The organism is Caenimonas sp. SL110, assembly GCF_001044395.1.
Lineage (GTDB): Bacteria > Pseudomonadota > Gammaproteobacteria > Burkholderiales > Burkholderiaceae_C > Ramlibacter.
The window spans coordinates 113,585-139,913 of sequence record NZ_JANU01000009.1 but is presented as its reverse complement, the minus strand read 5'-3'; the positions used below and the strand labels follow the sequence as shown (position 1 = coordinate 139,913).

22 protein-coding genes are annotated in these 26,329 nt (G+C 63.2%); 11 read left to right on the top strand and 11 right to left on the bottom strand.

The window, feature by feature from the left end:
- Positions 1-8 precede the first annotated feature (8 nt).
- From AQ12_RS06740 to AQ12_RS06730, 3 genes are all read left to right on the top strand, one after another.
- Positions 9-1,520 carry a tripartite tricarboxylate transporter permease gene (locus tag AQ12_RS06740; protein ID WP_048439106.1) on the top strand — a complete coding sequence of 504 codons (1,512 nt, stop codon included), beginning with the start codon at positions 9-11 and terminating at the stop codon, positions 1,518-1,520.
- A gap of 101 nt (positions 1,521-1,621) precedes the next feature.
- Positions 1,622-2,905 (top strand): DUF3422 family protein, encoded by a 1,284-nt coding sequence (locus AQ12_RS06735; RefSeq protein ID WP_048439151.1) that lies wholly within the window; start codon positions 1,622-1,624, stop codon positions 2,903-2,905.
- 7 nt (positions 2,906-2,912) lie between these two features.
- A complete protein-coding gene (locus AQ12_RS06730; RefSeq protein ID WP_048439105.1) occupies positions 2,913-3,944 on the top strand; it encodes a histone deacetylase family protein in 1,032 nt (343 codons plus the stop codon).
- A 321-nt stretch (positions 3,945-4,265) separates the two neighbouring features.
- Here AQ12_RS06730 and AQ12_RS06725 read toward each other — a convergent pair whose 3' ends face one another.
- On the bottom strand, positions 4,266-5,063 hold the full coding sequence (locus tag AQ12_RS06725) for a hypothetical protein (protein ID WP_053076587.1): 798 nt from the start codon (positions 5,061-5,063) through the stop codon (positions 4,266-4,268).
- Positions 5,064-5,099: 36 nt separating this feature from the next.
- Positions 5,100-5,720 (bottom strand): hypothetical protein, encoded by a 621-nt coding sequence (locus tag AQ12_RS06720; protein WP_152682700.1) that lies wholly within the window; start codon positions 5,718-5,720, stop codon positions 5,100-5,102.
- An 80-nt stretch (positions 5,721-5,800) separates the two neighbouring features.
- Here AQ12_RS06720 and AQ12_RS06715 point away from each other — a divergent pair, with 80 nt between their 5' ends.
- The gene (locus tag AQ12_RS06715) at positions 5,801-6,598 is read left to right on the top strand and encodes an SDR family oxidoreductase (RefSeq protein ID WP_048439103.1); all 798 of its coding nucleotides are present in this window, start codon (positions 5,801-5,803) and stop codon (positions 6,596-6,598) included.
- A gap of 104 nt (positions 6,599-6,702) precedes the next feature.
- Here AQ12_RS06715 and AQ12_RS06710 read toward each other — a convergent pair whose 3' ends face one another.
- Positions 6,703-7,605 (bottom strand): DMT family transporter, encoded by a 903-nt coding sequence (locus AQ12_RS06710; protein ID WP_048439102.1) that lies wholly within the window; start codon positions 7,603-7,605, stop codon positions 6,703-6,705.
- Positions 7,606-7,731: 126 nt separating this feature from the next.
- Between AQ12_RS06710 and AQ12_RS06705 the strand changes: the two genes are divergently transcribed.
- The 3 genes from AQ12_RS06705 (at position 7,732) to AQ12_RS06695 (ending at position 10,040) form a co-directional block, all read left to right on the top strand.
- Positions 7,732-8,715 carry a quinone oxidoreductase gene (locus tag AQ12_RS06705; RefSeq protein ID WP_152682699.1) on the top strand — a complete coding sequence of 328 codons (984 nt, stop codon included), beginning with the start codon at positions 7,732-7,734 and terminating at the stop codon, positions 8,713-8,715.
- The gene (locus tag AQ12_RS06700; protein ID WP_048439100.1) at positions 8,712-9,518 is read left to right on the top strand and encodes an NUDIX domain-containing protein; all 807 of its coding nucleotides are present in this window, start codon (positions 8,712-8,714) and stop codon (positions 9,516-9,518) included. Before AQ12_RS06705 ends, AQ12_RS06700 begins: the two co-directional genes overlap by 4 nt.
- A gap of 129 nt (positions 9,519-9,647) precedes the next feature.
- Complete coding sequence (locus AQ12_RS06695) at positions 9,648-10,040, top strand: response regulator (protein WP_048439099.1); 393 nt, start codon at positions 9,648-9,650, stop codon at positions 10,038-10,040.
- A 9-nt stretch (positions 10,041-10,049) separates the two neighbouring features.
- Here AQ12_RS06695 and AQ12_RS06690 read toward each other — a convergent pair whose 3' ends face one another.
- The 4 genes from AQ12_RS06690 to AQ12_RS06675 all read right to left on the bottom strand — a co-directional run bounded on the left by AQ12_RS06690 (position 10,050) and on the right by AQ12_RS06675 (position 16,279).
- Complete coding sequence (locus AQ12_RS06690) at positions 10,050-11,702, bottom strand: Na/Pi cotransporter family protein (protein ID WP_048439098.1); 1,653 nt, start codon at positions 11,700-11,702, stop codon at positions 10,050-10,052.
- A 110-nt stretch (positions 11,703-11,812) separates the two neighbouring features.
- Positions 11,813-12,304 carry a signal peptidase II gene (gene lspA, locus AQ12_RS06685; protein ID WP_048439097.1) on the bottom strand — a complete coding sequence of 164 codons (492 nt, stop codon included), beginning with the start codon at positions 12,302-12,304 and terminating at the stop codon, positions 11,813-11,815.
- On the bottom strand, positions 12,304-15,177 hold the full coding sequence (gene ileS, locus AQ12_RS06680) for an isoleucine--tRNA ligase (protein ID WP_048439096.1): 2,874 nt from the start codon (positions 15,175-15,177) through the stop codon (positions 12,304-12,306). The genes lspA and ileS overlap by 1 nt, the downstream gene beginning before the upstream one ends.
- Before the next feature lie 103 nt (positions 15,178-15,280).
- Positions 15,281-16,279, bottom strand: a complete 999-nt coding sequence (locus AQ12_RS06675; protein ID WP_048439095.1) for a bifunctional riboflavin kinase/FAD synthetase — start codon at positions 16,277-16,279, stop codon at positions 15,281-15,283.
- Positions 16,280-16,386: 107 nt separating this feature from the next.
- Here AQ12_RS06675 and AQ12_RS06670 point away from each other — a divergent pair, with 107 nt between their 5' ends.
- Positions 16,387-16,944, top strand: a complete 558-nt coding sequence (locus tag AQ12_RS06670; RefSeq protein WP_048439094.1) for an HNH endonuclease — start codon at positions 16,387-16,389, stop codon at positions 16,942-16,944.
- A 147-nt stretch (positions 16,945-17,091) separates the two neighbouring features.
- On the opposite strand, the gene AQ12_RS06665 is transcribed toward AQ12_RS06670, so the two are convergent.
- The 3 genes from AQ12_RS06665 to AQ12_RS06655 all read right to left on the bottom strand — a co-directional run bounded on the left by AQ12_RS06665 (position 17,092) and on the right by AQ12_RS06655 (position 20,146).
- Entirely contained in the window at positions 17,092-18,207 is a 1,116-nt protein-coding gene (locus AQ12_RS06665; protein WP_048439093.1) for an acyl-CoA dehydrogenase family protein, read from the bottom strand.
- 24 nt (positions 18,208-18,231) lie between these two features.
- On the bottom strand, positions 18,232-19,410 hold the full coding sequence (locus AQ12_RS06660; RefSeq protein ID WP_048439092.1) for an acyl-CoA dehydrogenase family protein: 1,179 nt from the start codon (positions 19,408-19,410) through the stop codon (positions 18,232-18,234).
- Between the two features lie 70 nt (positions 19,411-19,480).
- Positions 19,481-20,146, bottom strand: a complete 666-nt coding sequence (locus AQ12_RS06655) for a YceH family protein (RefSeq protein WP_048439091.1) — start codon at positions 20,144-20,146, stop codon at positions 19,481-19,483.
- Between the two features lie 19 nt (positions 20,147-20,165).
- On the opposite strand from AQ12_RS06655, the gene purN reads away from it, so the two are divergent.
- From purN to AQ12_RS06640, 3 genes are all read left to right on the top strand, one after another.
- A complete protein-coding gene (purN, locus tag AQ12_RS06650; RefSeq protein ID WP_048439090.1) occupies positions 20,166-20,747 on the top strand; it encodes a phosphoribosylglycinamide formyltransferase in 582 nt (193 codons plus the stop codon).
- A 4-nt stretch (positions 20,748-20,751) separates the two neighbouring features.
- Positions 20,752-22,023 carry an RsmB/NOP family class I SAM-dependent RNA methyltransferase gene (locus tag AQ12_RS06645; RefSeq protein WP_048439089.1) on the top strand — a complete coding sequence of 424 codons (1,272 nt, stop codon included), beginning with the start codon at positions 20,752-20,754 and terminating at the stop codon, positions 22,021-22,023.
- A gap of 130 nt (positions 22,024-22,153) precedes the next feature.
- Entirely contained in the window at positions 22,154-23,365 is a 1,212-nt protein-coding gene (locus AQ12_RS06640; protein ID WP_048439088.1) for a fatty acid desaturase, read from the top strand.
- A 61-nt stretch (positions 23,366-23,426) separates the two neighbouring features.
- On the opposite strand, the gene AQ12_RS21970 is transcribed toward AQ12_RS06640, so the two are convergent.
- The gene (locus tag AQ12_RS21970; protein WP_053076586.1) at positions 23,427-26,141 is read right to left on the bottom strand and encodes a hypothetical protein; all 2,715 of its coding nucleotides are present in this window, start codon (positions 26,139-26,141) and stop codon (positions 23,427-23,429) included.
- Between the last annotated feature and the right edge of the window lie 188 nt (positions 26,142-26,329).

Sequence of the window (26,329 nt, the reverse complement as noted above, 5' to 3'; positions counted from 1 at the left end):
ATAACAAAATGGACCTGTTTACCAACCTCTCGATCGGTTTCGGCGTTGCTTTCACGCCGATCAACCTGCTGTACTGCTTCATCGGCTGCCTGCTGGGCACGCTGATCGGTGTGCTCCCCGGCATCGGCCCGGTTGCCACCATCGCCATGCTGCTGCCGGCCACCTACGCGCTGCCGCCAGTTTCCGCCCTCATCATGCTCGCAGGCATTTACTACGGAGCGCAGTACGGCGGGTCAACCACCGCCATTCTGGTGAACCTGCCAGGGGAGTCTTCCTCGGTGGTGACGGTGATCGACGGCTACCAGATGGCAAGGCAGGGGCGAGCAGGCCCGGCGCTCGCCGCTGCAGGTCTGGGTTCGTTCTTTGCCGGTTGCGTCGGCACCCTGATCCTGGCGTCGTTTGCGGCGCCCCTGACTGAAGTCGCGTTCAAGTTCGGCCCCGCAGAATACTTCTCGCTGATGGTGCTCGGCCTGATCGGCGCGGTGGTGCTGGCCTCTGGCTCCCTCATCAAGGCAATCGGCATGATCGTGCTGGGCCTGCTGCTGGGCTTGATCGGAACCGACGTGAACTCGGGCGTCGCTCGCTATTCCTTCGACATCCCGGAACTGACTGACGGCATCGGCTTCATCGTGATCGCGATGGGTGTTTTCGGCTACGGCGAGATCATCAGCAACCTGGGCAAGCACGCCGACGACCGCGCCGTGTTCACCGCCAAGGTGACGGGCCTGTTCCCGACCAAGGAAGATTTCAGGAACATGATCCCGGCCATCCTGCGCGGCACCGCGCTGGGATCGTCCCTTGGCATCTTGCCTGGCGGTGGTGCATTGCTCGCGGCCTTTGCTGCCTACACGGTCGAGAAGAAGACCAAGCTGCGTCCCGGTGAAGTACCGTTTGGCAAGGGCAACATCCGCGGTGTTGCGGCGCCCGAGTCGGCCAACAACGCAGGCTCCCAGACATCGTTCATTCCGCTGCTCACGCTGGGCATTCCGCCTAACGCGGTGATGGCGCTGATGGTCGGTGCGATGACCATCCACAACATCCAGCCGGGTCCGCAGGTCATGACCAGCAACCCGCAGCTGTTCTGGGGCCTGATCGCCTCGATGTGGATCGGCAACGCGATGCTGATCATCCTGAACCTGCCGCTGATCGGCATCTGGATCAAGCTGCTCACCGTGCCGTATCGCTGGTTGTTCCCGGCCATCGTGCTGTTCTGCGCCATCGGCGTGTACTCCACGAACAACAACACGTGGGACATCTGGATGGTCGCGATCTTCGGCGTGATCGGCTACATGTTCATCAAGCTGGGTGCCGAACCGGCGCCGCTGCTCCTGGGCTTCATCCTGGGCCCCATGATGGAAGAAAACCTGCGGCGCGCGTTGCTGCTGTCGCGCGGCGACTGGAGCGTGTTCGTGACGCGTCCCCTGTCGGCAGGCCTGTTGGCAGCCGCATTGCTGCTGGTCATCATCGTGGCCTTGCCGGCGGTGAAGAACAAGCGCGAAGAAGCTTTCGTCGAGGATTGATGCCTTAGGCCAATTCATGCAGACGACGGCACCTTCGGGCGCCGTTTTCAATGGCGCTGCAGCGCTTTGCGACAATGCAGGCCAAGCAAAGAATGGCCACAATGCCGCCGATCAAGAACCATCCGCAGCGCCTGGCGCTGCACAACGAGATTCATGCGCGCCCGCCGGAAGCGATGGGCTCGCCGCTGGCGCTGTCGCACATCGTGATGCTGGCTGACGCACGCGAGCGCGATGCGAGCCGCGAGCACATCGCCGCACTGGCACGCGACCACCATCTGCCGCAGCCTGACGCGCAGTCCACCCACATGCGCATGGACCTGGGCGCGTTTCGCATCCGCTGGGAATTGCACACCGAGTTCGTGACCTGGAGTTTTTCACGCACTGTCGATGCTGCGGGCTTTGGTGGACGTGAACCTCCTGCCGCGATCGACGCCGTGCCGCAGGAATGGCTCGCAGCCCTGCCGGGGCAGTGCCTGGCAAGCGTGCACCTGTGGGCCCTGCCGACCGAGCGCCTGGCCGACGTTGCCGTGCTCAGGCAAGTGCTCAATGAGGACACGCTGGTCGGCTCGAAGGTGGCCGACGGACACGGCGAGGTTTACACCGACTTCGCGGTGCACGCCGACGGTTTTTCCCGGATCGTGCTGTTGTCATCGGGGCTGACACCGCGGCGTCTCGGACGGCTGGTGCAACAACTGCTTGAAATCGACACCTATCGCATGGCTGCCTTGCTGGGTCTGCCGGCAGCGCGCGAAGCCGCAGCGGTGCTGGCATTTGCCGAGCGCGAACTGGCCGAGCTGGCCGGCTCCATCCGCGAAGCGGGGCGACATGAAGAGCCGCAGCTGCTCGACAGGCTCACCAAGCTGGCGGGCGAGGTCGAGAGCCAGTATGCGGCCACGCATTCACGCTTTTCCGCAAGCTCGGCCTATTTCGAGCTGGTCGATCGCCGCATTGCAGACATTGCCGAGTCGCGCTTGCCGGGCCTGCAGACGATTGGTGAATTCATGGAGCGTCGCGTCTCGCCTGCACGCGCGACCTGCGAATGGGCAACCCGCCGGCAAGATGCGCTGTCACAGCGCGTTTCGCGCATCAGCAACTTGCTGCGAACTCGGGTGGAAATCGAACAGCAGCAAAGCAGCCAGGCCTTGCTGGCGACGATGAACACCCGGCAGGGACTGCAGCTGAAATTGCAGGCAACGGTCGAGGGCCTTTCGGTCGCGGCCATCACCTATTACATCGTCGGACTGGTGAGTTATCTGGCGAAAGGCGCGCACGCACTGGGCTGGCCGTGGAGTGCGGAGAGCAGTGCTGCGGCTGCGATTCCGGTCGTGGCATTGGGCGTGTGGTGGTCGCTGCGCCGCCTGCATTTGCGTGTGTTCAAGGACTGACCTGGCGATGATCACTTTTCACTCAGGGGCACATGAAGGTCATGCGCCCGCTAGTGAGTACTTTCGCGGCGAGCTCGTGCCGTGCTTCGAGAAGCCCGCGCGGGCGCAGTACGTGCTGGACGAACTCAAGGCGCGGGGCCATGACATTCGCGAGCCGGTTGTCGATAGCAGCGGCGTGCTGGCCCGGGTTCATTCACCGCGCTATCTTGCATTCCTGGAGTCGGCCTGGTCGCAGTGGATTGCATTGGGCGCCGGCAATGGCGATGTGCAGCCGTTTCCGTCGGTCTGGCCGGTGCGCACGCTACGCGATGATGTCGAGCCTGTGAATTTCATCGCCCGTCTGGGCTTGTATTCCATGGACAACGGCACGCCACTGTCGGCGGGTTCCTGGGCTGCGGCCAAGGGCGGCGCTGATTCTGCAGCGAGCGCGGCGCAGTTGATTGCAAATGGCGCTCGCAGCGCGTTCTGCGCGACGCGCCCGCCCGGTCACCATGCTGGCGCCGATTTCATGGGTGGCTATTGCTTCCTGAACAATGCGGCGGTGGCGGCGCAATCGCTGCTGGACAGCGGATGCAAGCGAGTCGCCGTTCTCGATGTGGACTATCACCACGGCAACGGCACGCAAAGCATTTTTTACGAGCGCAGCGACGTGCTGGTCGTCAACCTGCACGGCGATCCGATGACGGAGTACCCGTTCTATCTGGGGCACGCGGATGAAACCGGGGCGGGGCAGGGCGCGGGCTTCAACCTGAACCTGCCGCTTGCGGCCGGGACCGATGCGAGGCGATGGTTCGAAGCGCTGGAAGTGGGGTGCGCCCGGGTGCAGGCGCATCGCGCGGATGCGCTGGTGGTCTCGCTCGGGCTGGATACGTTTGAAGGCGATCCGATATCGAAGTTCACGCTGGCGAGCAGCGATTACCTGAGGCTTGGCGAGCGCTTGCAGGGGTTGGGTCTGCCGACTGTGCTGGTGCTGGAGGGCGGGTATGCGGCGGCGGAACTCGGTGTGAATGCTTGCAACGTGCTGGAGGCGTTTGGCTAACAACTGGCTGTCATGCCGGGCTCGACCCGGCATCCACCGCGAAGCGGCGAGTGCGCTTGATCAGAGATGGATTGCGGATCGAGTCCGCAATGACAGCCGGTAATCGTTGCGCCGACAATGACAGCCAATGATCGCTGCGTCGCAGTCGGGTCGCAGTCGCAGTCGTTAAACCGTGCCTGCCGTACCGGCTTTCGCTGGTAATCGCATCGGACAAGGCCTGCGCGAACTCATGGCCGCTCTGGAACCCCTGGTCATGCGACCTGGCCAGAGCCTTCTTCGCCACGAAATCCAGCGCGGTGGTACAGGCTGCGGGCCGCCGGATTATTTGTGCTTGTTGTCGATTTCCCAGACGGCGGTCTGCACCAGACGCTGCACCATCGTGTCCAGGCCGACGCCGCCCTTGGCGCTTTGCGAGACGCCCATCACGCTGGTGGCGGCCGTGCCCACTTCCATCTTGAGCTCCTTGTAGCCCTGCGCGACCTGCTCGGTGGTGTTGGCGTCCATGATCTTGTAGCGCATGCCGATCAGCCACACGCCGGTGGACTCTTCGGTCTTGACCGTGCTCACCGCCTGCCCGGCAGCGAAGCCGCCCATGCCGCCCGCGAACATCGACACCAGGCCGCCCACGGCGCGTCCGTCGAAGCCCTTCTTGTTCTCGGCAATCTGTTCGGCCTTCAAGATGTCGAACTTGACGACCCATTGGGTTGTCTTCAGGCGGCCGACCTGCATGGTCTTGCGCGCTGCGCTCACGTCGCCCAGGTTGTAGGCCAGCGAGACTTCATTGAGCAGCGGGCCGAGATTGGAGCGCTCCAGCACCACGAAGTTGGCCGACGACAGTTCAAGCTCGCCGAAGTCGGCGATGTTGTTGGCGGTGAACTTCTGCATGAAGCTCGCGTTGTTGCTCTTGATGTCGCCCGGAATCACGACCAGCGCCGGACCCTTTCTGTCCTTGTTGGCGTACGACACCTCCTGGTAGGCGGCCTGGTCGGCAGCTGCATTGGCAGCCTGCGATGTGCTGCTGCCCGCATTGGGTGACGGATTGCCGAAGCTGGGCTGTGCAATTGCGCAGGCGCTTGCAAGCGCGGCAACGGCTGCAAACAGGTAGGTCTTGTGGGTCATGGGTTCTTCTCCTGGAAATTGAGGTAGAGGTCGCAGCTATCGGCCCCTGGCGTCCTGGCAGTAGTCGCTGTACAGGCGGGCGACGACTTCGTCGGCGCGTTCTTCGATCAGCGTGAGCGCCATGGCCGACGTATCGCTGCCCGAATAGCTCGCGTTGCTCGCGGCGGCAGTCGATACCGGTCGACCGGCGGAATCGGTGAGCGTGAACTGCATGTCGATGTTCACGGTGTTGACATTGACCATCGCATTGCGTGTGGCCTTGCTGGCGATGACGCCGCGCAGCACATATTGAGCCGCCATCCTGCGCGAAGCGCTCAGCGCCCGATCGGGATCGTTCTTGAAATAGGCGTCAATCTCTTCCTGGGCAACCTGCCTGCGGACTTCTTCAGCCGAGTAGGTCTTGAGTCCCAGGGCCTCGAGCCGCAGGTTGATCGAATCGACGTGCCTGCTGTAGCCGCCCTGTTCGGCCTGCATCATGCCGTTTTTTTCTTCGGCGATGAGGACCATGATCTTGCGATTGCGAATCCGGTCTCTGCAGGGGGTGGCCAGTTGCGCCGATACTGTTGCCTCGCGCTGGGCCTGTTTCGCGGCTTCGGCTTCGGCGCCTTCGGGCGGATTGGAGAACTTGAAGCCCTGGGCATGCGCTGAAAGCGCCACGGCCCAACAGGCAAGCAAAATGGCCGATGATGTGCGCATCGCGGGAAACTGCTGCAGAGCTTGAAGGAAGGTGGATTGTTATGGATTTGGGTATAGCGGGCAAGTGGGCGCTGGTGTGCGGCGCCAGCAAGGGACTGGGTTTTGGATGTGCGCAAGCGCTCGTGCGTGAAGGAGTTCACGTCCTGGTCGTCGCGCGCGGCGCACAGGCGCTGGAGTCGGCGGTCGAGCAGTTGCTGGCGGACCCGGCGCGGCCGCCCGACACGGTGGTGCAACACGTCGCGGCGGATATCACGACGGTGGAGGGCCGCGAGAAGGTCTTTGAGAAGCGGCGCGAATTCGACATCGTCGTGACCAACGCCGGTGGTCCGCCGCCGGGGGACTTCCGTCAGTGGGATCGCGATGCGTGGATCAAGGCGGTGGATGCCAACATGCTCACGCCGATCGAGCTGATCAAGGCCACGGTCGACGGCATGGCGGCTCGCGGCTTCGGTCGCATCATCAACATCACTTCCAGCGCGGTCAAGGCACCGATCGACATCCTGGGACTATCCAATGGCGCGCGCAGCGGACTGACCGGTTTCGTGGCTGGTGTTTCTCGCACATCGAAGCTCGCATCGGCCAACGTCACCATCAACAACCTGCTGCCGGGTGCCTATGACACCGATCGCCTGAAGGGCACGATGGCCGGTGCAGCGCAAAAGACCGGCAAGCCGATCGAGGAGCTGATGGACGCGCGTCGCAAGACGATTCCGGCACAGCGCTTTGGCAACCCGCAGGAGTTCGGCGCAACCTGTGCGTTTCTTTGCAGCGTTCACGCGGGATACATCACAGGCCAGAATGTGCTGACGGATGGCGGGGCGTATCCGGGGACTTACTGACTGTCTAATCTCTGTCATTGCTGGCTTGACCCGCAATCCATCGTTGATCAAGCGCAGTCGCCGCTGCGCGGTGGATGCCGGGTCGAGCCCGGCATGACAGCCCTCTACTTGCGCGAAGACACCACAATCCCGCCCACGATCAGCACGAACGCGAGCGCGTGATAGACATGAGGTGTTTCTCCGATGAATGCCGCTGATAGCACCGCAGCGAACAGCGGCGTCAGATTCGAAAAGAACGCGGCGACGTTGGCCCCCGCCCGCTGCACGCCCAGTCCCCAATAGCGATACGCGAGAATCGCCGGTCCGACGGCCACATAGACAAGCGCCGCGGCAACCGACCAGCTCCACTTGATCTGCACATCAACGAGCGACCACTCGGCTGCGGTGAACAGGCCGGACCACGCGGTCCCCATCACGACCTGCGCCATCAGGAATGCGGCCCAGTCAGCGCGAATGGCCGGCGGGTCGTCATCGCGCGGCGCGAGCAGCCAGCTGTACACCGACCATGCCGCCGTCGCAATCAGCACGTACACGTCGCCCGGCACAAGACGCACCTGCGCCAGCGCATCCCAATTCCCACGACTGATCACAACCAGGACGCCCACGATCGACAGCGCAGCACCGGCGATCTGCCGCGCTGTCACACGCTGGCCGAAAAACAGGGCACCCGTCGCCAGCATCCACACCGGCATGCTCGCCGCGATCAGCGTGACGTTGACGGCGGTCGAGGTCTTGAGCGCGAGGTACTGCAGCGAGTTGTAGCAACCCACACCCAGGAGGCCGAGCACTGCGAAGCGCTTCCAGTGGGTCCACAGGCCGCTGCCCCGCGCCAGCACCCAGGACGCCAGGGGCAGCAGAAACACAAACGCGAGCGCCCAGCGCAGGAAGTTGAGCGTGATGGGCGGCACGCTGTCGGCCATCACCCGACCGACGACGGCGTTGCCTGCCCAGAGCAGGGGCGGCACGGTGAGCATCACCGCGGTTGAAAAGGACAGGCGCTGGGTCATTTTTTTGCAAGCGCGATGGGTCCGCGCGAAAGTGCCGCCACTGTAGCGCGAGGCACAAGCCGCATGCCCGGCAAGGCTTGCAGTTTCATGGCAGGATGACGGCCGAATCTTTGCAAGGAACGAGACATCATGAAAGCCGTACAGATCAACCAGCCCGGCGGGCCGGAACAACTCAAGATCACCGATGTCGCAGTCGGCGAACCTGGCGAAGGCCAGATCCGGATCCGGCACAAGGCGGTGGGCCTGAACTTCATCGATGTGTATCACCGCACGGGCGCGTATCCGCTGCCGCTGCCAGCGGGAATCGGCATGGAAGCCTCCGGCATCGTCGAGGCGGTCGGCCCCGGCGTCACGCACCTGAAGGTCGGTGACCGGGCCGCTTACGCCAGCCAGCCGCCCGGCAGCTATTGCGAAGCACGCGTGATGCCCGCCAAGACCGTGTGCAAGCTGCCCGATGCGATCGACTTCGATACCGGCGCGGCGATGATGCTCAAGGGCCTGACGGCGCAGTACCTGCTCAAGCGCACCCAGCCGCAAGGCGGCCTGAAAGAGGGCGATCACGTGCTGTTCCATGCCGCTGCCGGCGGCGTGGGCCTGATCGCCTGCCAGTGGGCGCGATCCATGGGCTTGCAGCTGATTGGCACGGCAGGGTCGGACGCGAAGTGCGCGCTCGCCAAGGAGTACGGCGCGGCCCATGTCATCAATTACGCCACCGAAGATTTCGTCGCCCGCGTCAAGGAAATCACCGGCGGCAAGGGCGTGAAGGTGGTCTATGACTCCGTGGGCAAGGACACCTGGGACAAGTCGCTCGATTGCCTGCGTCCGTTCGGCCTGATGGCCAGCTTCGGTGCATCTTCGGGCCCGCCGGCTCCGTTCGCGCCCGCGATTCTTGCCGGCAAGGGCTCGATCTACGTGACGCGACAGACCCTGTTCTCGCACATCGCAACGCGCGAAGCCACGCAGGAGATGGCCGATGACCTGTTCGACGCCGTGATCACCGGCAAGGTGAAGATCCGCATCGACCAGCGTTATCCGCTAGAGCAGGTCGAGCAGGCCCATCGCGACCTGGAGGCGCGCAAGACCACCGGTTGCACGATCCTGACCCTGTGAACCACAACGAATGGGTCGCCGCGTTGCGAGGCCGCGCCGACCTGGCGCCGGTCATTGCGCGCTTGCCCCTGTGGTGGGGCGACTCCATCATCGGTTCGGTCGAGAAGGCGTTTTTCGATGCCGTGCTTCCGGCGGGCGCGATCGGCGATAACGGCTGGGTCCAGCCGGTCGCGCGAGACGGTGACGAGGGTTGGCTGGTCAACGGCGAACTCACTGCCACGCTTGCGCAGATTGCCCTGGCGCTGCGGGACGCCGGAGCTGCACACACCTGGCGCGACGAGCAGCTTGCGGTCACCGATGCGAGCGGCAGGGTGCTGGGCACGGTGGAACGTGCCGTCGTGCGCCAACTCGGCATTGCGAGTTTCGCAGTCCACCTGGCTGCCACGTCTGCGGACGGCAGGCACTGGGTTCAGCAGCGCTCCCTCACCAAGCCCAACGATCCGGGCCTGTGGGACACCCTCATGGGTGGGATGGTGCCTGCAGGCGACACCTTGCAGCAGGCGCTGGAGCGCGAGACATGGGAAGAGGCGGGCCTGAAGCTCGATCAGCTCGAGGGCCTCGCGTATGGCGGGCGGATCGCAACGCGCCGTCCGTGCGCAGACGGCCGCGCAGGCTACATCGTCGAACAGATTGACTGGTATCGATGCACGCTTGCGGGCGCTGTGGTTCCGTCCAACCGCGATGGAGAAGTCGAGCAGTTTGCGCAGATGACAAAGGATGAGCTGCGCGGCAGGCTGGAGCAGGGCGAGTTCACGACGGAAGCGGCCCTCATCCTGGTGGCCGCAGGACTGACCGAAGGATGAGCGACGTCTCCTACAGCTGGTAGGCCCTACAGATGGCATTTCGCGGTTTACACGGGCGATACATTGTTTTCATGCGATTGACTCACCGTGCCGCGCATTCACAAAGGCGCGGGGCCCCAGGAGACCACCATGAAATTCCGCGCCTACATCGTTGAAGACAGCCAGACCATCCGCGAGAACCTGATCGAGACCTTGAATGAGCTCGCGCTGGTCGATGCCGTCGGCACTGCCGAAACCGAGCATGAGGGCAAGAAGTGGCTCGCCCAGAACGACGAATATTGGGACCTGGCCATCGTTGACCTTTTTCTGAAGGAAGGCAGCGGCTTGAACATCCTGGAAGCCTGCCGCAAGCGCAAGCCCGGCCAGAAGATCATCGTGCTGTCGAACCATGCGACTGAAGATGTGCGCTGGCGCTGTGCGCAGCTGGGCGCGGATGCCGTCTTCGACAAGTCCACTGAAATCGAGAAGCTGGTCGATTACTGCGTCAGGCACCGCACCGCGGTGGCCTCGAACGCCGCCTGACCTGGGGGCTCAGTCCGACAGCGTGGCCTGGCGCAGCCGATTGGGCGCGAGGGCGCCTGCCGAATCAAGAATCGGATAGGCGATCGAGCAGATGTGCGAATTGATGCGCTTGAGGTCGCTGATCAGGTCCAGGTGCAGCGAGCTGGTCTCGATGCTCTGGAGCGTGTTGCCGGAAAGGCGCGTCAGGTGCGTGGACGCGTAAGCGCGCTCCAGGTCACGGAATCGCGCCTTTTCTTCAAGCAGCTTTTGCGCATCGCGCACCGAGCCGTTGAGAAACACGCTCATGCCCAGGCGCAGGTTGTCGATCAGGCGTGCGTGGAGCTCGCAGATTTCGGACATGCCGGCTTCGGAGAAGTTGCGCGACTTGCGGATCTTCTTGTCTTCCACGTCGATCAGGATTCGCTCGATGATGTCGCCGATCTGCTCCATGTTGATCGTGAAGCTGATGATGTCCGTCCAGCGGCGGGCTTCTTCATCGGCCAGCGCTTCGCGCGAAATCTTGGTCAGGTAGTACTTGATCGCTGAATAGAGTTCATCGACCGCGTCGTCGAGCTTGCGCAGGTCTTCGGCAAGCTGCAGGTCGTTGTTCTTGATCACGGTGAGCATGCCGACCATCATGGTTTCGACCACGTCGGCCTGATGCAGCGCTTCGCGCGCGGCGCACGAGATCGCCAATGACGGCGTGGCCAGGGCCGAAGGATCGAGATGATGCGGCCGTCCGCCCACCACCGATTTTTCAGGCTTGGGCATCCATTGCTGCACCCATCGGGCAACGATGTCGGTCAGGCCCAGGAACACGGCGGCCACCATGATGTTGAAGCTGAGGTGAAACAGCACGACCAGCGTTGCCGTGTCCTGCACATAGGGCCGCACATAGCGCAGCCACAGGCCCACCAGGGGCGCGATCACCACGACACCCATTGCCTTAAAAACGAAATTGCCCACCGGGACATGGCGCACTTCGATGGATGAGCGCATGGTGGTGAGCACCGCCAGCAGTCCGCTGCCCAGGTTGGCGCCCAGCACGATGCCCAGCGCGGGCTCCAGCGGAATGATGCCCGTGGCGGCCATCGTTGCCGTGAGCAGGACGATCGCCAGGCTGGAGTACGAGATGACAGCCAGGAACGCGCCCAGCGTGATTTCCAGCATCAGCTCGGACGTCGCGGAGCCGAGCAGTGCCTTGATCGCCGGTGAGGTGGTCATGATCTCGGTCGAGTCGGACACCATGCGCAGCGCGAGCAGCATGAGCCCCAGACCCACGAGAATGCGGCCGATGTGGCCGACGGTCGTCGTCTGCCGCGCCAGGAACAGGATCACGCCCACGAAGATGAACAGCGGCGACAGCCACGACAGGTCGAACGAGAAGACGACGGCCATCAGGCTGGTGCCGACATCGGCCCCCAGCATGACGGCCAGCGCCATCGGCAGTCCGACCAGGCCCTGGCCGACGAACGATGAAATGATGAGTGCGGTGGCGGTGCTGGACTGGACCAGGGCCGTGACGCCCAGGCCCGAGATGGCGGCGGTGGCGCGGTTGGCAACACTGTGCGAGAGGACGTTGCGCAGGTTGGCGCCAAACACCCTCAGGATTTCCGTGCGAACGAGATGCGTTCCCCACACCAGCAGCGCAACGGCCGCCAGAAGATTCAACAAATGCTTCATTGGTAGTGCGGGTAACTATACGCGCTGATGCGGGACGCGGCGATTGGGGATGGCCCCAACCGCCGCCGCTGCAGGTCCCGACCGGCCTGCCGGCCTGCCTTGCCTGCCTGCTACTTCGAGCGCCGCACGCGCAGCAGTTCGTCCAGGATCAGGCAGATCGCCCCGACCGTGATCGCACTGTCGGCAATATTGAATGCCGGAAAGTACCAGCCACCCGCGTGGACCTGGATGAAGTCGACCACGTAGCCGTGCAGCAGGCGGTCCACCACATTGCCGATGGCCCCGCCCAGGATGAGCGCGAGCGCAAAGGAAAAGAGCTTTTGCCCCGCGTGCGTTCGCAGCATCCAGATGATGAAGATTGCGGCAAGCACGCCGATGGCGGTGAAGAACCAGCGCTGCCAGCCCGAGGCCGAGGCCAGAAACGAGAAGGCCGCGCCGGTGTTGTGGGCCCGCACGATGTTGAAAAAGCTCGTGACGTAGGTGGAGTCGCCCAGCTGGTAGTACCCCAGGATCAGCACCTTGGTGAACTGGTCGGCAATGAAGACGACCAGCGACAGCGCGAGCCAGGGCAGCCAGCTGCCGGGTGCATTGCGCGACGCCATTACGCGAACTTCCGGTCTTCACCGGCTCCAAACAGGTTGCTCACGCAGCGACCGCAAATCGTGGGATGAGCGTCGTGCGCACCGACGTCTGCGCGCCAGTGCCAGCAGCGGTCGCACTTGGTGTCTTCGGAAGGCGTGACATTCACGGCCATCCCATCACCTGCGCTGAGTGCGGCAGAGGAGGTGATCAGGACGAACTTCAGGTCGTCGCCCAGGCTGGCCAGCGATTCCCAGAGATCGCCATGCGTGGACATGGGCACCGAGAGTTCGACGTTGGCCTGCAGCGACGAGCCGACCTTGCCGCCTTCGCGCAGCGCCTCGATTTCCTTGTTCACGAGTTCGCGCGCCACGCGGATACGCGCCCACTTTGCCAGCAGTGCATCGTCGGGAGCGCCCAGGCTGGAATACGTCTCGAAGAAGATCGACTCGGAGTTGCCGAAGATCTTCCAGGCTTCTTCGGCGGTGAAGCTCAGGAACGGCGCCATCCATCGCAGCATGGCGTGCGTGATGGACCACAGGGCGGTTTGCGCGCTGCGGCGCGCCAGCGACTTGGGAGCAGTCGTGTAGAGGCGGTCCTTGAGGATGTCGAGGTAGAACGCGCCGAGGTCCTCGGAGCAATACACCTGCAGCTTGGCCACCACCGGATGGAACTCGTACACCTCGAAGTGCGCGAGCAACTCGGCCTGGAATTGCGCAGCCCGCGACAGGGCGTACCGGTCGATCTCCAGCATCTCGGACAGCGGCACTGCGTCCGTTGCAGGATCGAAGTCGCTCACGTTGGCCAAAAGGAATCGCAGCGTGTTGCGGATGCGGCGGTACGCATCGACGACACGCGCGAGGATCTTGTCGTCGCCTGCGATGTCGCCGGAGTAATCGGACGCGGCAACCCACAGACGCACGATTTCGGCGCCCAGCTTTTTGTTGACCTCTTGCGGCTCGATGCCGTTGCCCAGCGACTTGCTCATCTTGCGGCCCTGGCTGTCCACCGTGAAGCCGTGGGTGAGCAGGCCGCGATACGGCGCGCGGCCGTACATCGCGCAGGCGGTCAGCAGCGACGAATGGAACCAGCCTCGGTGCTGGTCGTGGCCTTCGAGGTACAGGTCGGCTTCTGGGCCGTTCTCATGGCCCGCGCCTTCGTGCGAGTGCTTGAGCACCGTGGTGTGGGTGGTGCCGGAGTCGAACCAGACTTCGAGAATGTCGCTGCTCTTGGTGTAGCTCGGTGCGTCTTGCGCGCCCAGGATTTCCTCGGCCGTCACCTTGCTCCAGGATTCGATGCCGCCCTTTTCGACCATGTCGGCGGCGATGTCGAGGATTTCCATGGTGCGCGGGTGCAATTCGCCCGAATCCTTGTGCAGGAAAAAGGGCAGGGGCACACCCCAGCTGCGCTGGCGTGAGATGCACCAGTCGGGGCGGCCGGCGATCATGTCGCGCAGGCGGGCCTTGCCGTTTTCGGGATAGAAGCCGGTTTCCTCGATCGCGTCCAGCGCCATCTGGCGCAATGTCTTGGGCGCCTTGTCTTTGGTGAAGACGCCTTCGCCCTCATCCATCCGCACGAACCACTGGGCGGCGGCGCGATAGATCACCGGGGTCTTGTGACGCCAGCAATGCGGGTAGCTGTGCGTGATGCCTTCGGTGGCGAAGAGGCGATCGGACTGGCCCAGCACTTCGATGATGCGTGGCACGGCCTTCCAGATGTTCAGGCCGCCAAAGAGCGGGAAGTCCGGCGCGTAGGAGCCATTGCCCTGCACCGGGTTCAGGATGTCGTCGTACGCCATGCCGTGCGAGACACACGAGTTGAAGTCATCCACGCCGTACGCGGGTGACGAATGGACGATGCCGGTGCCGTCGTCGGCAGTGGCGTAGTCGGCCAGGTACACGGGCGACAGGCGCTTGTAGCCAGGGTCGGCGTCGTACAGCGGATGGCGGAAGTTCAGGCCGCCCAGGGCCTTGCCCGGCACGGTCGCGAGCACATGGCCTTCGAGCTTGTAGCGCTCCATGCACTTGCCCACGAGTGTGGAAGCAAGGATCAGCAAGCCCCGCTGCGTATCGACCAGCGAATACTCTAGTTCGGGGTTGAGGTTGAGCGCCTGGTTGGCCGGAATGGTCCAGGCGGTGGTGGTCCAGATGACGGCAAGGATAGGCTTGGGTGGGGCCTGGTCGGTCAGGCCGAATGCCTTCACCACTTCCCAGGGCGCATCAGCCAGGAAGCCGACGTCCAGCGTCTGGGACTTCTTGTCGGCGTATTCGATCTCGAACTCGGCCAGCGACGAGCCGCAGTCGAAACACCAGTACACCGGCTTGAGGCCGCGATAGACAAAGCCGCGCTCCATCACGCGCTTGAACGCACGGATTTCCTCGGCCTCGTTCACGAAGTCCATCGTGCGGTAGGGATGGTCCCAATCGCCCAGCACGCCCAGGCGCTTGAAGTCGGCCATCTGCAACGCGATCTGTTCGGTGGCATAGGCGCGGCTTTTGGCCTGCATCTCGTCGCGCGGGATGTTGCGCCCATGCAGCTTTTCGATCGCGTTCTCGATCGGCAGGCCGTGGCAATCCCAGCCGGGGATGTAGGAAGCGTCGAGCCCCTTGAGCTGGCGCGCCTTGACGATCATGTCTTTCAGGATCTTGTTGACCGCGTGGCCCATGTGGATCTGGCCGTTGGCGTAGGGCGGGCCGTCGTGCAGCACGAACTTCTCGTGGCCGCAGCGGGCCGCGCGCAGCTTCTTGTAGAGGCCCTTGTCTTCCCACTCCTTGACCCAGCCTGGCTCGCGCCTGGGCAGGTCGCCGCGCATGGGAAAGGGTGTGTCGGGCAGGTTGAGCGTGGCGCGGTAGTCCGTCTTGTCTGACTTGTCGGTGGGGGCGGTCTTGTCTGTCATGGGGAAATGCCTTGAGGTTGTCATTCCGGGCTCGACCGGAAATCCTGGATTTGGGTGCGCAGGGAGGTGAATTGCGGCGCCTGGAGCAGCCCGCAATGACAGATCAAATTCGGTCGCGCGTCGTCTGGCGGCGGGTGGATGCAAAGAACGCACGGGCCTCGTCACAGTCCTTGCGAATGCCTTGAGTCAGGGCATCGAGACCGTCGTACTTGAGCTCGTCGTGCAGTTTGTGCAGAAGTTCCACGCGGATGATCTTACCGTAGGCTCCATCGGGCCCCAGCGCCTCGGGCCATTGGAGGCAGTGCGTCTCCAGCAGGACCCGCCCACCATTGACATCGGCGGGGTCGAGCGAAGGGCGAATTCCCAGGTTGGCGACGCCTTGCAGCGGCGTCGAATGCAGCCCGTGGACTTCGACGGCAAAGATGCCGCTTGCCGCAGGCTTCCAGTGGGCGAATCGCAGGTTCAGGGTTTTGAAGCCGAGTTCACGCCCCAGCTTGCGGCCGTGCACCACATGGCCGCTGATGCTGAAGGGCCGGCCCAGCAGGGCGGCGACTGCGCCCATGTCTCCGCGCGCCAGCGCCTCGCGGACGGCCGAGCTGGAAACGCGTGAGCCCCTGACTTCGTAGCTGTTCATGCGCGCGACATCGAATCCGCGCTGGGTGCCCGCAGCATCGAGCATCGCGTAGTCGCCGGCGCGTTTGGCGCCGAAGCGGAAGTCGTCGCCAACCAGCACGTACCTGGCGCCCAGGCCGCCGACCAGCACGTTGTCGATGAAGTCGTCGGGCGTTTGCGATGACAGGCGGGCATCGAACGGCAGAACCACGCATTGGCCCACGCCGCAAGCTGCGAGTTCACACAGCTTGTCGCGCAGCGTCGCGATGCGCGCGGGGGCGAGTTCGGGCTTGCGCGCGAGGGCTGCGAAGTAGTCGCGCGGATGCGGCTCGAACGTGAGCACACAACTGGTGACATTGCGATGACGGGCTTCATTGTTCAGCAGCGCGAGCATGGCCTGGTGCCCGCGATGCACGCCGTCGAAATTGCCGATGGTCACCGCCGATGCAGGAGCGATGCCGGGGTGCTTGAAGCCTCTGAAAATCTGCATCGCCGTTAGGTATCTTTTTGATAGCAGGGTATATTGTGCTGCAAGGCGCGCACTGCGTGCCTCGCTGTGACCTCAGGCGTGTTCCTCGTTCATCAAGGAGTCGTGTGTTGAAGGTTTTGAAGCTGTCTGCCCAAGGGCTGCCCCAGTCGTGGATTTCGCTGGAGCAAGCTGTGCTGCATTACGCCGCCGACGAAGTTCGCTGGGAAGTGGGCGCGCAGGTCGCGCTCTTTCGCGGCGGACACAACGCCATGACGGGTCTGCAATCGCAGATCAGCATCAGCAGCATCATCGGCACCAAGGGCGTGCCCAACATCAATCCCTTCGACCTCAAGCCAGGCCTGACCAACACCAAACTCTTTGCGCGCGATCGCAACATCTGCGCGTATTGCGGCGCCCTTCACGACGAAGAAGAACTGACGCGCGAACACATCATTCCGTTTGCGCAAAACGGCAAGGATCACTGGATGAATGTGGTCACCGCGTGCCGCGCCTGCAACCATCGCAAGAGCAGCCGCACGCCCGAGCAGGCACGCATGCCGCTGCTTTACGCGCCTTATGTCCCAAGCCTCTGGGAAGACTTCATCCTGCGCAACCGGCGCATTCTTGCCGACCAGATGGAGTTCCTGATGGCGCACCTGCCCCGGACGTCTCGGCTGTTCAGCTGAAGTTTCCGGCTGTCATGCCGGACCCGCATCGAGTTCGGGGCTGCAATTCATCCGGCATCCACCGCAAAGCGGCGACTGCGCCTGATTTGCGATGGATGGCGGATCAAGTCCGCCATGACAGCCGTCTCGCTGTCACTGCGCAGGGGGTCATGCGAACACGCCCGCCGTTTCCTGCATGCGCTCTGATACTTCGCCCAGGTGATGCAAGGTGTCGCCAAACGTCAGCTCCATCTGCGTGAGCTTCTTGAAGTAATGGCTGCCGATGTATTCATCGGTCACGCCGATGCCGCCGTGCAACTGCACCGAGGCCTGGCCGATGAATCGCATCGACACGCCCAGCTGGTACTTGGCGCGCGCCATGGCTGCACGCCGTTCCTCGGTCGGTGCGTTGAGCTTCAGGGATGCGTAGTAGCTCATCGAACGAGCCAGCTCCAGCTGCATCTTCATGTCGGCGACGCGGTGGCGCAGTGCCTGGAAAGTTGAGAGCGCGACGCCGAACTGCTTGCGTGTGTTCATGTATTCGACGGTGAGGTCCAGCGTCTTGTCCATGACGCCGACCCCTTCTGCGCACAGTGCCGCGATGCCGATATCGACAGCGTGCTCCAGCGCATTCTGGCCGTCGAGCGTGATCAGGGTCGCAGGCGCAGCCTTGAACGTCACTTCCGCCGCGCGGCTGCCGTCTTGCGTGAGATAGCCCCGCGTTGTGACGCCGCTGGCCGTGCGCTCGACGAGGAACATACCGAGCTTGCCCGCAGCATCGGCCGGCACGAGATACGCATCGGCCTGGTCCCCCGCAGCGACGATGCTCTTGGCACCTGTCACCGTCCAGCCCTCGGCGGTTTGCGCGGCCTGCGTCTCGCACAGGTCCAGTCGCCAGCGCGCCTTGCGCTCCTGGTGCGCGAGCACGACGAGCGACTCGCCACTGGCAACCTTCGGCAGCCACTGCGCCTTGAGCGCATCGGATGCATAGCCGCTCAGGATGCCGCCGGCAATCAGGGTCTGGGCCACCGGCTCCAGCACGATGCCGCGCCCGAGTTCTTCCATCACGACCATGCCTTCGACCGGACCCATGCCCATGCCGCCGTGATCGTCGGAGATGTAGAGGCCTGCCAGACCCAGTTCAGCGAGTTCGCCGTAAATGCCGCGATCGAAGCCGCCGCTTTTCACGATGGCCCTGCGGCGGTCGAAGCTGTAGGCCTTGTCCACCCACTTGCGCACTGCGTCGCGCAGTTGCTGCTGGTCGTCAGAAAAATCGAAGTCCATGTGTGATCTCCAGGTGGCGTTGGTTCAGCCGAGAACGACTTGCGCAACGATGTTTCGCTGCACTTCGTTCGAGCCGCCGTAGATGGTGGTCTTGCGCATGTTGAAGTAGGTCGATGCGAGCGGCGCCACGTGCGCAGCGCCGACGTAGTCGCCTTGCCAGCCTGCTTCCATCGCTTCCTGGATGAAGGGCACGGCGTAGGGGCCGGCGGCCAGCATCATGAGTTCGGTGTAGCGCTGCTGGATTTCACTGCCCTTGATCTTGAGCAGGCCTGCGATGTCCAGCGAATTCTTGCCCGACTTCTCGGCGGCCAGCACGCGCAGCACCATCATTTCGAGCGCGACCACATCCACTTCGAGCCTGGCGATTTCGTCGCGAAAGCGCCTGTCTTCATAGACGCCTTCGGCCTTGGCGATGCGCTTGACCCGCTCGAGTTCGCGCTTGGCGCGGTTGACGTCGGCGATGTTGGTGCGCTCATGCGAGAGCAGGTGCTTGGCGTAGGTCCAGCCTTTGTTCTCTTCGCCGATCAGGTTTTCGGCGGGCACTTCGACGTTGTCGAAGAACACCTCATTCACCTCGTGCTCGCCGTCGAGCATGATGATCGGGCGCACCGTGACGCCGGGCGATTTCATGTCGATCAGCAGGAAGGAAATGCCGGTTTGCGGCTTGCCTTCGGTGCTGGTGCGAACCAGGCAGAAGATCCAGTCGCCGTATTGGGCGAGGGTGGTCCAGGTCTTCTGGCCGTTGACGATGTACTTGTCGCCCTTGCGCTCGGCGCGGGTCTTGAGGGACGCCAGGTCAGAGCCGGAGCCCGGCTCGCTGTAACCCTGGCTCCACCAGACTTCGCCGCTGGCGATGCCGGGTAAAAAGCGCTGTTGCTGCTCGGGGCTGCCGAACGCCATGATGACCGGAGCGACCATCACCGGGCCGAAGGGCACGATGCGAGGCGCGCCGGCCAGCGCCGTTTCTTCCTCGAACAGGTGCTTCTGGATCGAGTTCCAGCCGGGGCCGCCAAACTGCGCCGGCCAGCCGTATCCGAGCCAGCCTTTCTTGCCCAGGATGCGCGCCCATTTCTGCATGTCGTCACGCGACAGGCGAAGGGCGTTGTGCACCTTCTTGGAGATGTCTTCCGGCAAATTGCTGCGTACCCAGGCGCGTACGTCTTCGCGGAATTTCTGTTCTTCGGGGGTGAATGCCAAATCCATGAGTTGTCTCCGTTCGTCACGCGTTCACTGTGCGCGTCGACTATGCGCGCCCATTATCTGCACGGTCGTGCTATTTGTCCTGTCCGGGTTGTGACATGCCGAGTTGGTCGTACACGTTTTGCAGGGCCGAGCGCAGGGTGGCGACTTCTTCTTCCAGCGCCGCCACGCGCGATTGCAAGCCTGCATCGGCTGGGGACGCGGATGAGTCGGCTTGCGCGGCCGTCATGTCCACCGGCCCGCACAGCAGGTGGGCCCAGCGTTGTTCGCGGGCACCGGGGGCGCGGGGCAGTTTCACCGTCAATGGCCCGCCCTTTTCCTCGGGGCGCTCCTGCAGCTCATCCAGAAACGCCTCGACCGAGGAGATATCGGCAAACTTGTACCAGCGCTCGGTGTTGATGCGCAGTTCGCCTGCGGTCTGCGGCCCCCGCAGCATCAGCAGGCCCAGCAGCACCGCCGATTGTTCCGGCACGCCGACGCCGCGCTGGAAGTTGTGTTCCCACCGGGCGACCCGGCTGCCGCTGGACTGGAACACGAGGGACAGCAGCTTGAGCGAATCGAGCGCCTCCTGCGCCTGTGCGTCGGTCACGTTCATCGCAGGGTCGCGGCTGGATTTCTGGTTGCAGCCGGCCACCAGTGAGTTGAGCGTGAGCGGATAGCTGTCCGGCACAGTGCGCGCCTTCTCCATCAGGGTGCCAAGAACGCGGGCTTCGATGTCAGTCAGGGGGCGCAGGGGCATGGCTGGGATAATTGGGTGAATGAAGAACATCGTGATTCTGATCTCTGGCGGCGGCTCCAACATGGCGGCGATCGTCCGGGCCTCCCAACGTGACGGTTGGCGCAAGTCACCGGGAGCCCAGGTGGCCGCCGTCATCAGCAACCGCCCCGATGCCGGCGGCCTCGCGCTGGCACGTGAGCAGATGATTGCCACCGAGGTGGTGGACCACAAGCAGTTCGGCAGCCGCGAGGCTTTCGATGCCGAACTTGCCACGGTGATCGACCGGCATGACCCTGCACTGGTGGTGCTGGCGGGGTTCATGCGCATCCTGACGCCGGGGTTTGTCGAGCGTTATCAGGGCCGCATGGTGAACATCCATCCTTCCCTGCTGCCCGCGTTTCCCGGCTTGCACACCCACCAGCGCGCGATTGATGCGGGTTGCCGGTTTGCGGGGGCTACGGTGCACCAGGTCACGGCTGAGCTGGATTTCGGCCCCATCGTGGACCAGGCCGTGGTGCCGGTGCTGCCCGGGGATACGGCCGATTCCCTGGCCGCGCGCGTGCTCACGCAGGAGCACCTGATTTATCCCCGCGCGATTGCGGCGCTCCTGCAGGGACAATAGGGCCATGCATCCAAAAGCCCTTCTCGACGCTTGCGCCGAACTCGTCAAGCTCGTCCTGCGCTTTGACCACCCCGCCGACCAGATCGTTTCGCGCTACTTTCGTGACAACCGTTCATTGGGGCCGCGCGAGCGCGCCACGCTGGCGGAGACCGTTTTCACGGTGCTGCGCAAGAAGCTCCTGTTCGACCATCTGTCGCCTTCAGGCAGCGGCCCCAAGGAGCGCCGGATGGCGATCCTGGGTTTTCACGGCCCGCGTGATTTTCTGAAGAGTGCGCTGTCCGAAACCGAAAAGAAGTGGCTCGACCAGTGCGATTCGATCCGCACCGAAGACCTGCTCGAGCGGCATCGGCATAACCTGCCGGAGTGGCTCGTGCAGCCACTCAAGGACCAGCTCGGCGGCGAGTTCTGGGCACTTGCGGACAGCCTGAACCAGCCAGCGCCGCTGGATCTGCGGGTCAATACGCTCAATGACAAGCGGCCGGAAATCCAGAAGGAGCTGAAGGCGGCGGGTATCCCGTCCAGCCTGACGCCGTATTCGCCGTGGGGCCTGCGGCTGGACACCAAGCCGGCGCTGACGAAGGTCGATGCCTTTGCGCGCGGCGCCATCGAAGTTCAGGATGAAGGATCCCAGCTCCTGGCATTGCTGCTTGATGCCAAGCGGGGCGAAATGGTTGTCGATTTCTGTGCCGGCGCGGGGGGCAAGACGCTGGCCATTGGCGCATCGATGCGAAACACCGGGCGGCTCTACGCATTTGACACCTCGGCTCACCGCCTCGACGCACTCAAACCGCGCCTGGCACGCAGCAAGCTCTCCAATGTGCATCCCGCCGCCATTGCCCACGAGCGCGACGACCGCATCAAGCGGCTGGCCGGCAAGATCGATCGTGTGCTCGTGGATGCGCCATGTTCGGGACTTGGCACCTTGCGCCGCAACCCCGACCTGAAATGGCGTCAGACGCCGCAGTCCGTCGAGGAAATGACGGTCAAGCAGGCGGCCATCTTGCAAAGCGCCGCCAGGTTGCTCAAGTCTGGCGGACGGCTGGTCTATGCGACCTGCAGTGTCCTGCCCCAGGAAAACGAGCAGATCGCGCTCGCTTTCACCGAGGCCAACAAGGACTTCACGCCGCTTCCAGCCGGTCAGGTTCTGTCGGAGTTGAAGGTTCAGGATGCCGACAGGCTTTGCAGCGGCGGCGATAACGGCGCTGATTTCCTGCGCTTATGGCCCCATCGGCAGGCTACGGACGGGTTCTTCGCTGCTTTGTGGGTCAAAAATTGACTTGGATCAAGGTCATTTGCCCTTGGCTGGGTATAACCACAGCAGGTAATTGAACCCTGCGCTTTAAAATCGCTCTATCGCTTGGGCGATTCGTCCAACACTGTTTTTTTAAGAGAGAGAACTCCCTCACATGATGCTTCCCGACTGGGCCGTGCTGAACGCGGCTGTGGATTGGCTTGGCCACGGCCTCTGGAACCTCACCTGGTGGCAGGTGCTCCTGTACACGCTGGTGACCACCCACATCACCATTGCCGCCGTCACGATTTTCCTGCACCGCGCCCAGGCCCACCGGGCGATGGACCTGCACGCAATCCCGTCACACTTCTTCCGTTTCTGGCTCTGGCTGGGTACGGGGATGGTCACCAAGGAATGGGTTGCCATCCACCGCAAGCACCACGCCAAATGCGAGACGGTCGATGATCCGCACAGCCCCCAGACGCGTGGCATCGAAAACGTGCTCTGGCGCGGCGCCGAGATGTATCGCGCAGAAGCCAAGAACAAGGAAACCATTTCCAAGTTCGGCCTGGGCACGCCAGACGACTGGATCGAGCGCAACCTGTACACCCGTTACAGCTGGCAAGGCGTCGGCCTGATGCTGATCCTGAACGTTGCCATGTTTGGCATGTTGGGCCTGACCGTCTGGGCTGTCCAGATGATCTGGATTCCGATCACCGCCGCCGGCATCATCAATGGCATCGGCCACTACTGGGGCTATCGCAACTTTGAAGCGCCCGACGCCAGCACCAATGTTTCGCCCTGGGGCGTGATCATCGGCGGCGAAGAGCTGCACAACAACCACCACACCTATCCGACGGCGGCCAAGTTCTCGGTCAAGCCGTACGAGTTCGACATCGGCTGGATGTACATCACGATGATGACCAAGATCGGCTGGGCCACGGTCAAGAAGGTGCCGCCCAAGCTGCAACTGGGCGCGATCAAGCCGGTCGCCGACGAAAAGACGCTGGAGGCATTGATTGCCAACCGCTACGAAGTCATGGCTGGCTATGCACGCGAACTGCGTCGCGCCTGCCAGGATGAATTGGCTGCGATGAAAGCCAAGAATGCGGATGTGTCGATTCTCAAGAACGCCAAGCGCTGGATGCACCGAGACGATGACAAGGTGCCTGAAGCGGCCCGTCCGCAGCTGGCACAAGCCCGCGCTGCGCATCCCGTGCTGGACAAGATGGTCACCATGCGCGAAGAGCTGCGCCAGATGTGGCTGAACACCTCGCAATCGCGCGAGCAGCTGGCGCTGGACCTGCAGGCCTGGTGCCGGCGAGCAGAAGAAAGCGGCATCGTTGCGCTGCAGCAGTTCTCGATGAAGTTGCGCGCCGCGCACTGAGCTTCACTAGCCCATGAAAAAAGCCCCGCATGCGGGGCTTTTCTGTTTGCGCGGCGATTGCCTAGAGCACGAAGTCTTCGCTTGAGAGCGTTTCGACACCCACGACCTGAATCGCCAACTCCGCATCGGCATCCGCATCGGTGCTCGCGTAGATGGTCTGGGTTACCGGATCGAACCGGACCTGCCCAGCGGCGTTGGTCGCGCTGAAGTCATCACTGCCGATGAACCGGAACGCCTGGTTGCCAAGACGCGAGGGATCGGCGTCAATGGTCTTCAGGTGGATCACGTCCGCCTGCTCGGATGAAAAGTCGGTAATGACGTCGATCGATTTGTATCCGCTGCTGTCCGCAGTGCTGAGGAACATGAACTTGTCTTCGCCCTGGCCGCCTGTCAGCACGTCAGCGCCCAGGCCGCCCACGATCCGGTTGTCGCCATTGTTGCCCGTGATGGTGTTGTCCAGTTCATTGCCCGTCGCACGCAGGTCCTCGTCCCCCGTGAGCGTGAGGTTCTCGACGTTGTCGGCAAGCGTGTAGCTGGTTTTGGCAATGACGGTATCGAATCCACCGTTCATTTCTTCAAAGATGGTGTCCCCGCCCTGGTTCACGTAGTACACGTCGTCTCCGGCGCCGCCGATCATGTCGTCCCGGCCGCGACCGGAAAGCAGTTGGTCGTTGCCTGAAGTTCCGATCACTTCATGTGTGCCGGGTTGAGGTGTGACCGCGATGCCGACCGCGACGGTTGCGCTGGAGGTTTCAGATTCGCTGGTGCCGCCACCGTCAACATAGCTCACCGTGACGCGCAGCTGGAAGCCGATGTCGGCCGCCTTCACGGTGTAGGTGGAAGCGTTCGCGTCGGGAATGGGCGTTTCGCCGCGTAGCCATTGATAGCTAAAGGCACCCAGGCCGTCGGCGTCGGACAAGGACGAATCAACGGTGAGTCGCTTGCCAACCACTGCGGCCCCCGAGATCCCCACGTCGCCCAGAAGGAGGTCGTTGGTCTGACTGATCGCTATCGTCGTGGTCCCGGTCGCCGACATCACGCCGCCTGTGCCCTGGCCGCCCGCGACGTTACCGTCGCTGAACACCCAGTCGATGGTGACCGAAGTACCCGGCGCGTCGGACGTGTTGGCGTAGGTGAGACCCGACATCACGGAATTGACTTGAGCCTGGGTGGTGTCAGCGGCGAACTGGATTGAAATCGATCCGTTGCCACTGGAGAACGTGCCGACGACCGTCGCGCCGATCAGCACGTTGCCGTCCGCGAGGGATATCTCGCCGCTGGAGCCGAACACGTCGTCTGCCGACGCACCGCCATGCCTGGACAGCGTAAGTGTCGATCCGCCATAGCTGTCCTGAGCGGTCAGTTCAGCGTCGTAAACCTGGGCCGTCGCATCGAGAACGATGGCGCCTGCGTTCTCGGTGTACGAGACCGCTTCTCCAAGGCTGTATGCATTGTTGAACGTGGTGTCGAGCGTGCCATCGGCGTTGTAGCGCAGCAGCACCCTGTCGTAGTCTTCCGGATAGGGGGTACCGGTGTGCGCGCGAAAACCGGTGACCACGATCTTGCCGTCGGCCTGCAATGCGAGGTTCTGGAAGGCGTCGTCGGCGGGCGACGGGAAGGGCGACCAGGCCACCCCATCGGTGCTGAACGTGGTGTCGAGGGTGCCGTTCTCGTTGAACCGCGCGATGAAGCCATGGTTGGACGTGCCCGAGTAGAACGACAGGCCGCTCACCACGAGCTTGCCGTCGTCCTGCTGGACCACGGCCAGGACCTGGTCGATGAGCGTGCCCAGTTGCACCACCACTTTGCCGTCGGTCCCGAAGGAGGCATCGGGCGTGCCGTTGGCATTGAATCGCATGACGAAGCCCGTCGAGGAGCCGTCGCCAAGGCCGCGATCCTCAGACCCGGTGACGACGAACTTGCCGTCGTCCTGGGCGATGAGTCCGTTGCTTGCAAATGCCGAAGATGTGGCGCTGATCGCGACGGTTTGCATTCCATCGGTGCCGAAAGTGGTGTCCACCGCTGCATTGCTGTTGTACTTGATGAGCACCACGCTGTTCGACACCCCGGTCACGGCGCGAGTGGCGACAGCCATGAAGCCGCCATCAGCGAGCTCGACCATGCCGGTGACAGCGTCGGAGCTTCCGGGCGAGGCCGACGTCAGGATGCCATCGGTGTCGAACGTGGTGTCCAGGCTGCCGTCCGCGTTGTAGCGGACAAAGGCAAAGTCGCGGGTCAATGACGATGTGTCCGTTTGGGTGCTGCCCGCCAGGATGATCTGCCCGTCGGCCTGGACCAGCATCGTGCGCGGAACATCGCTTCGTGTGCCGATCTGGGTCAGCGCAATGCTGTCGGAATCGAAAGTGGTGTCCAGGGCGCCCTCAGGCGTGAGCCGGACGAGCACGAACTGGTTGAAGTTGGCCGTGCGAATGGCCGATGCGGCAATCAGGATGTTGCCGTCCGCATCCAGGGCTGCACCCTGAATGAAGGCGTTGGCGGGAAGTGTCGCGATGGAGGTCGCGCCTGCATTGAAGGTGAGGTCGAGCGTGCCGTCGGCATTGAACCGCTGCACCAGCACCTGGCTGGTCGGCGAGCCGCCGATCTTGCCGATGATGATGATCTTGCCGTCCGGCTGGACCAGCACGCGGGAGCCGTAGTCTTCGGCGTTTGACTGGTGGCTGGTCCAGGTGCCAGGCGCATCGAGTGAGAACACGGGGGCCGAGTCGATGCCACTGGATACGCTTGTAGAAAACGCAAGCGCGGAATTGTCAATCATGGATGCTCCGGTTTGGTTGAAGTCACGGAGTCACCACGCGCAGATCGTGTACAAGCCTCCGCGAGCCGGATTTAAGCATGCTAACGACGGTTGCAACGAGCTGTTACATCCCGGTTCGGAAATAAAAAAAGCCCTGCAACTGATTGCAGGGCTTTTCTGGGTTCAGGCTCCCGCCCGAAAAAACGACC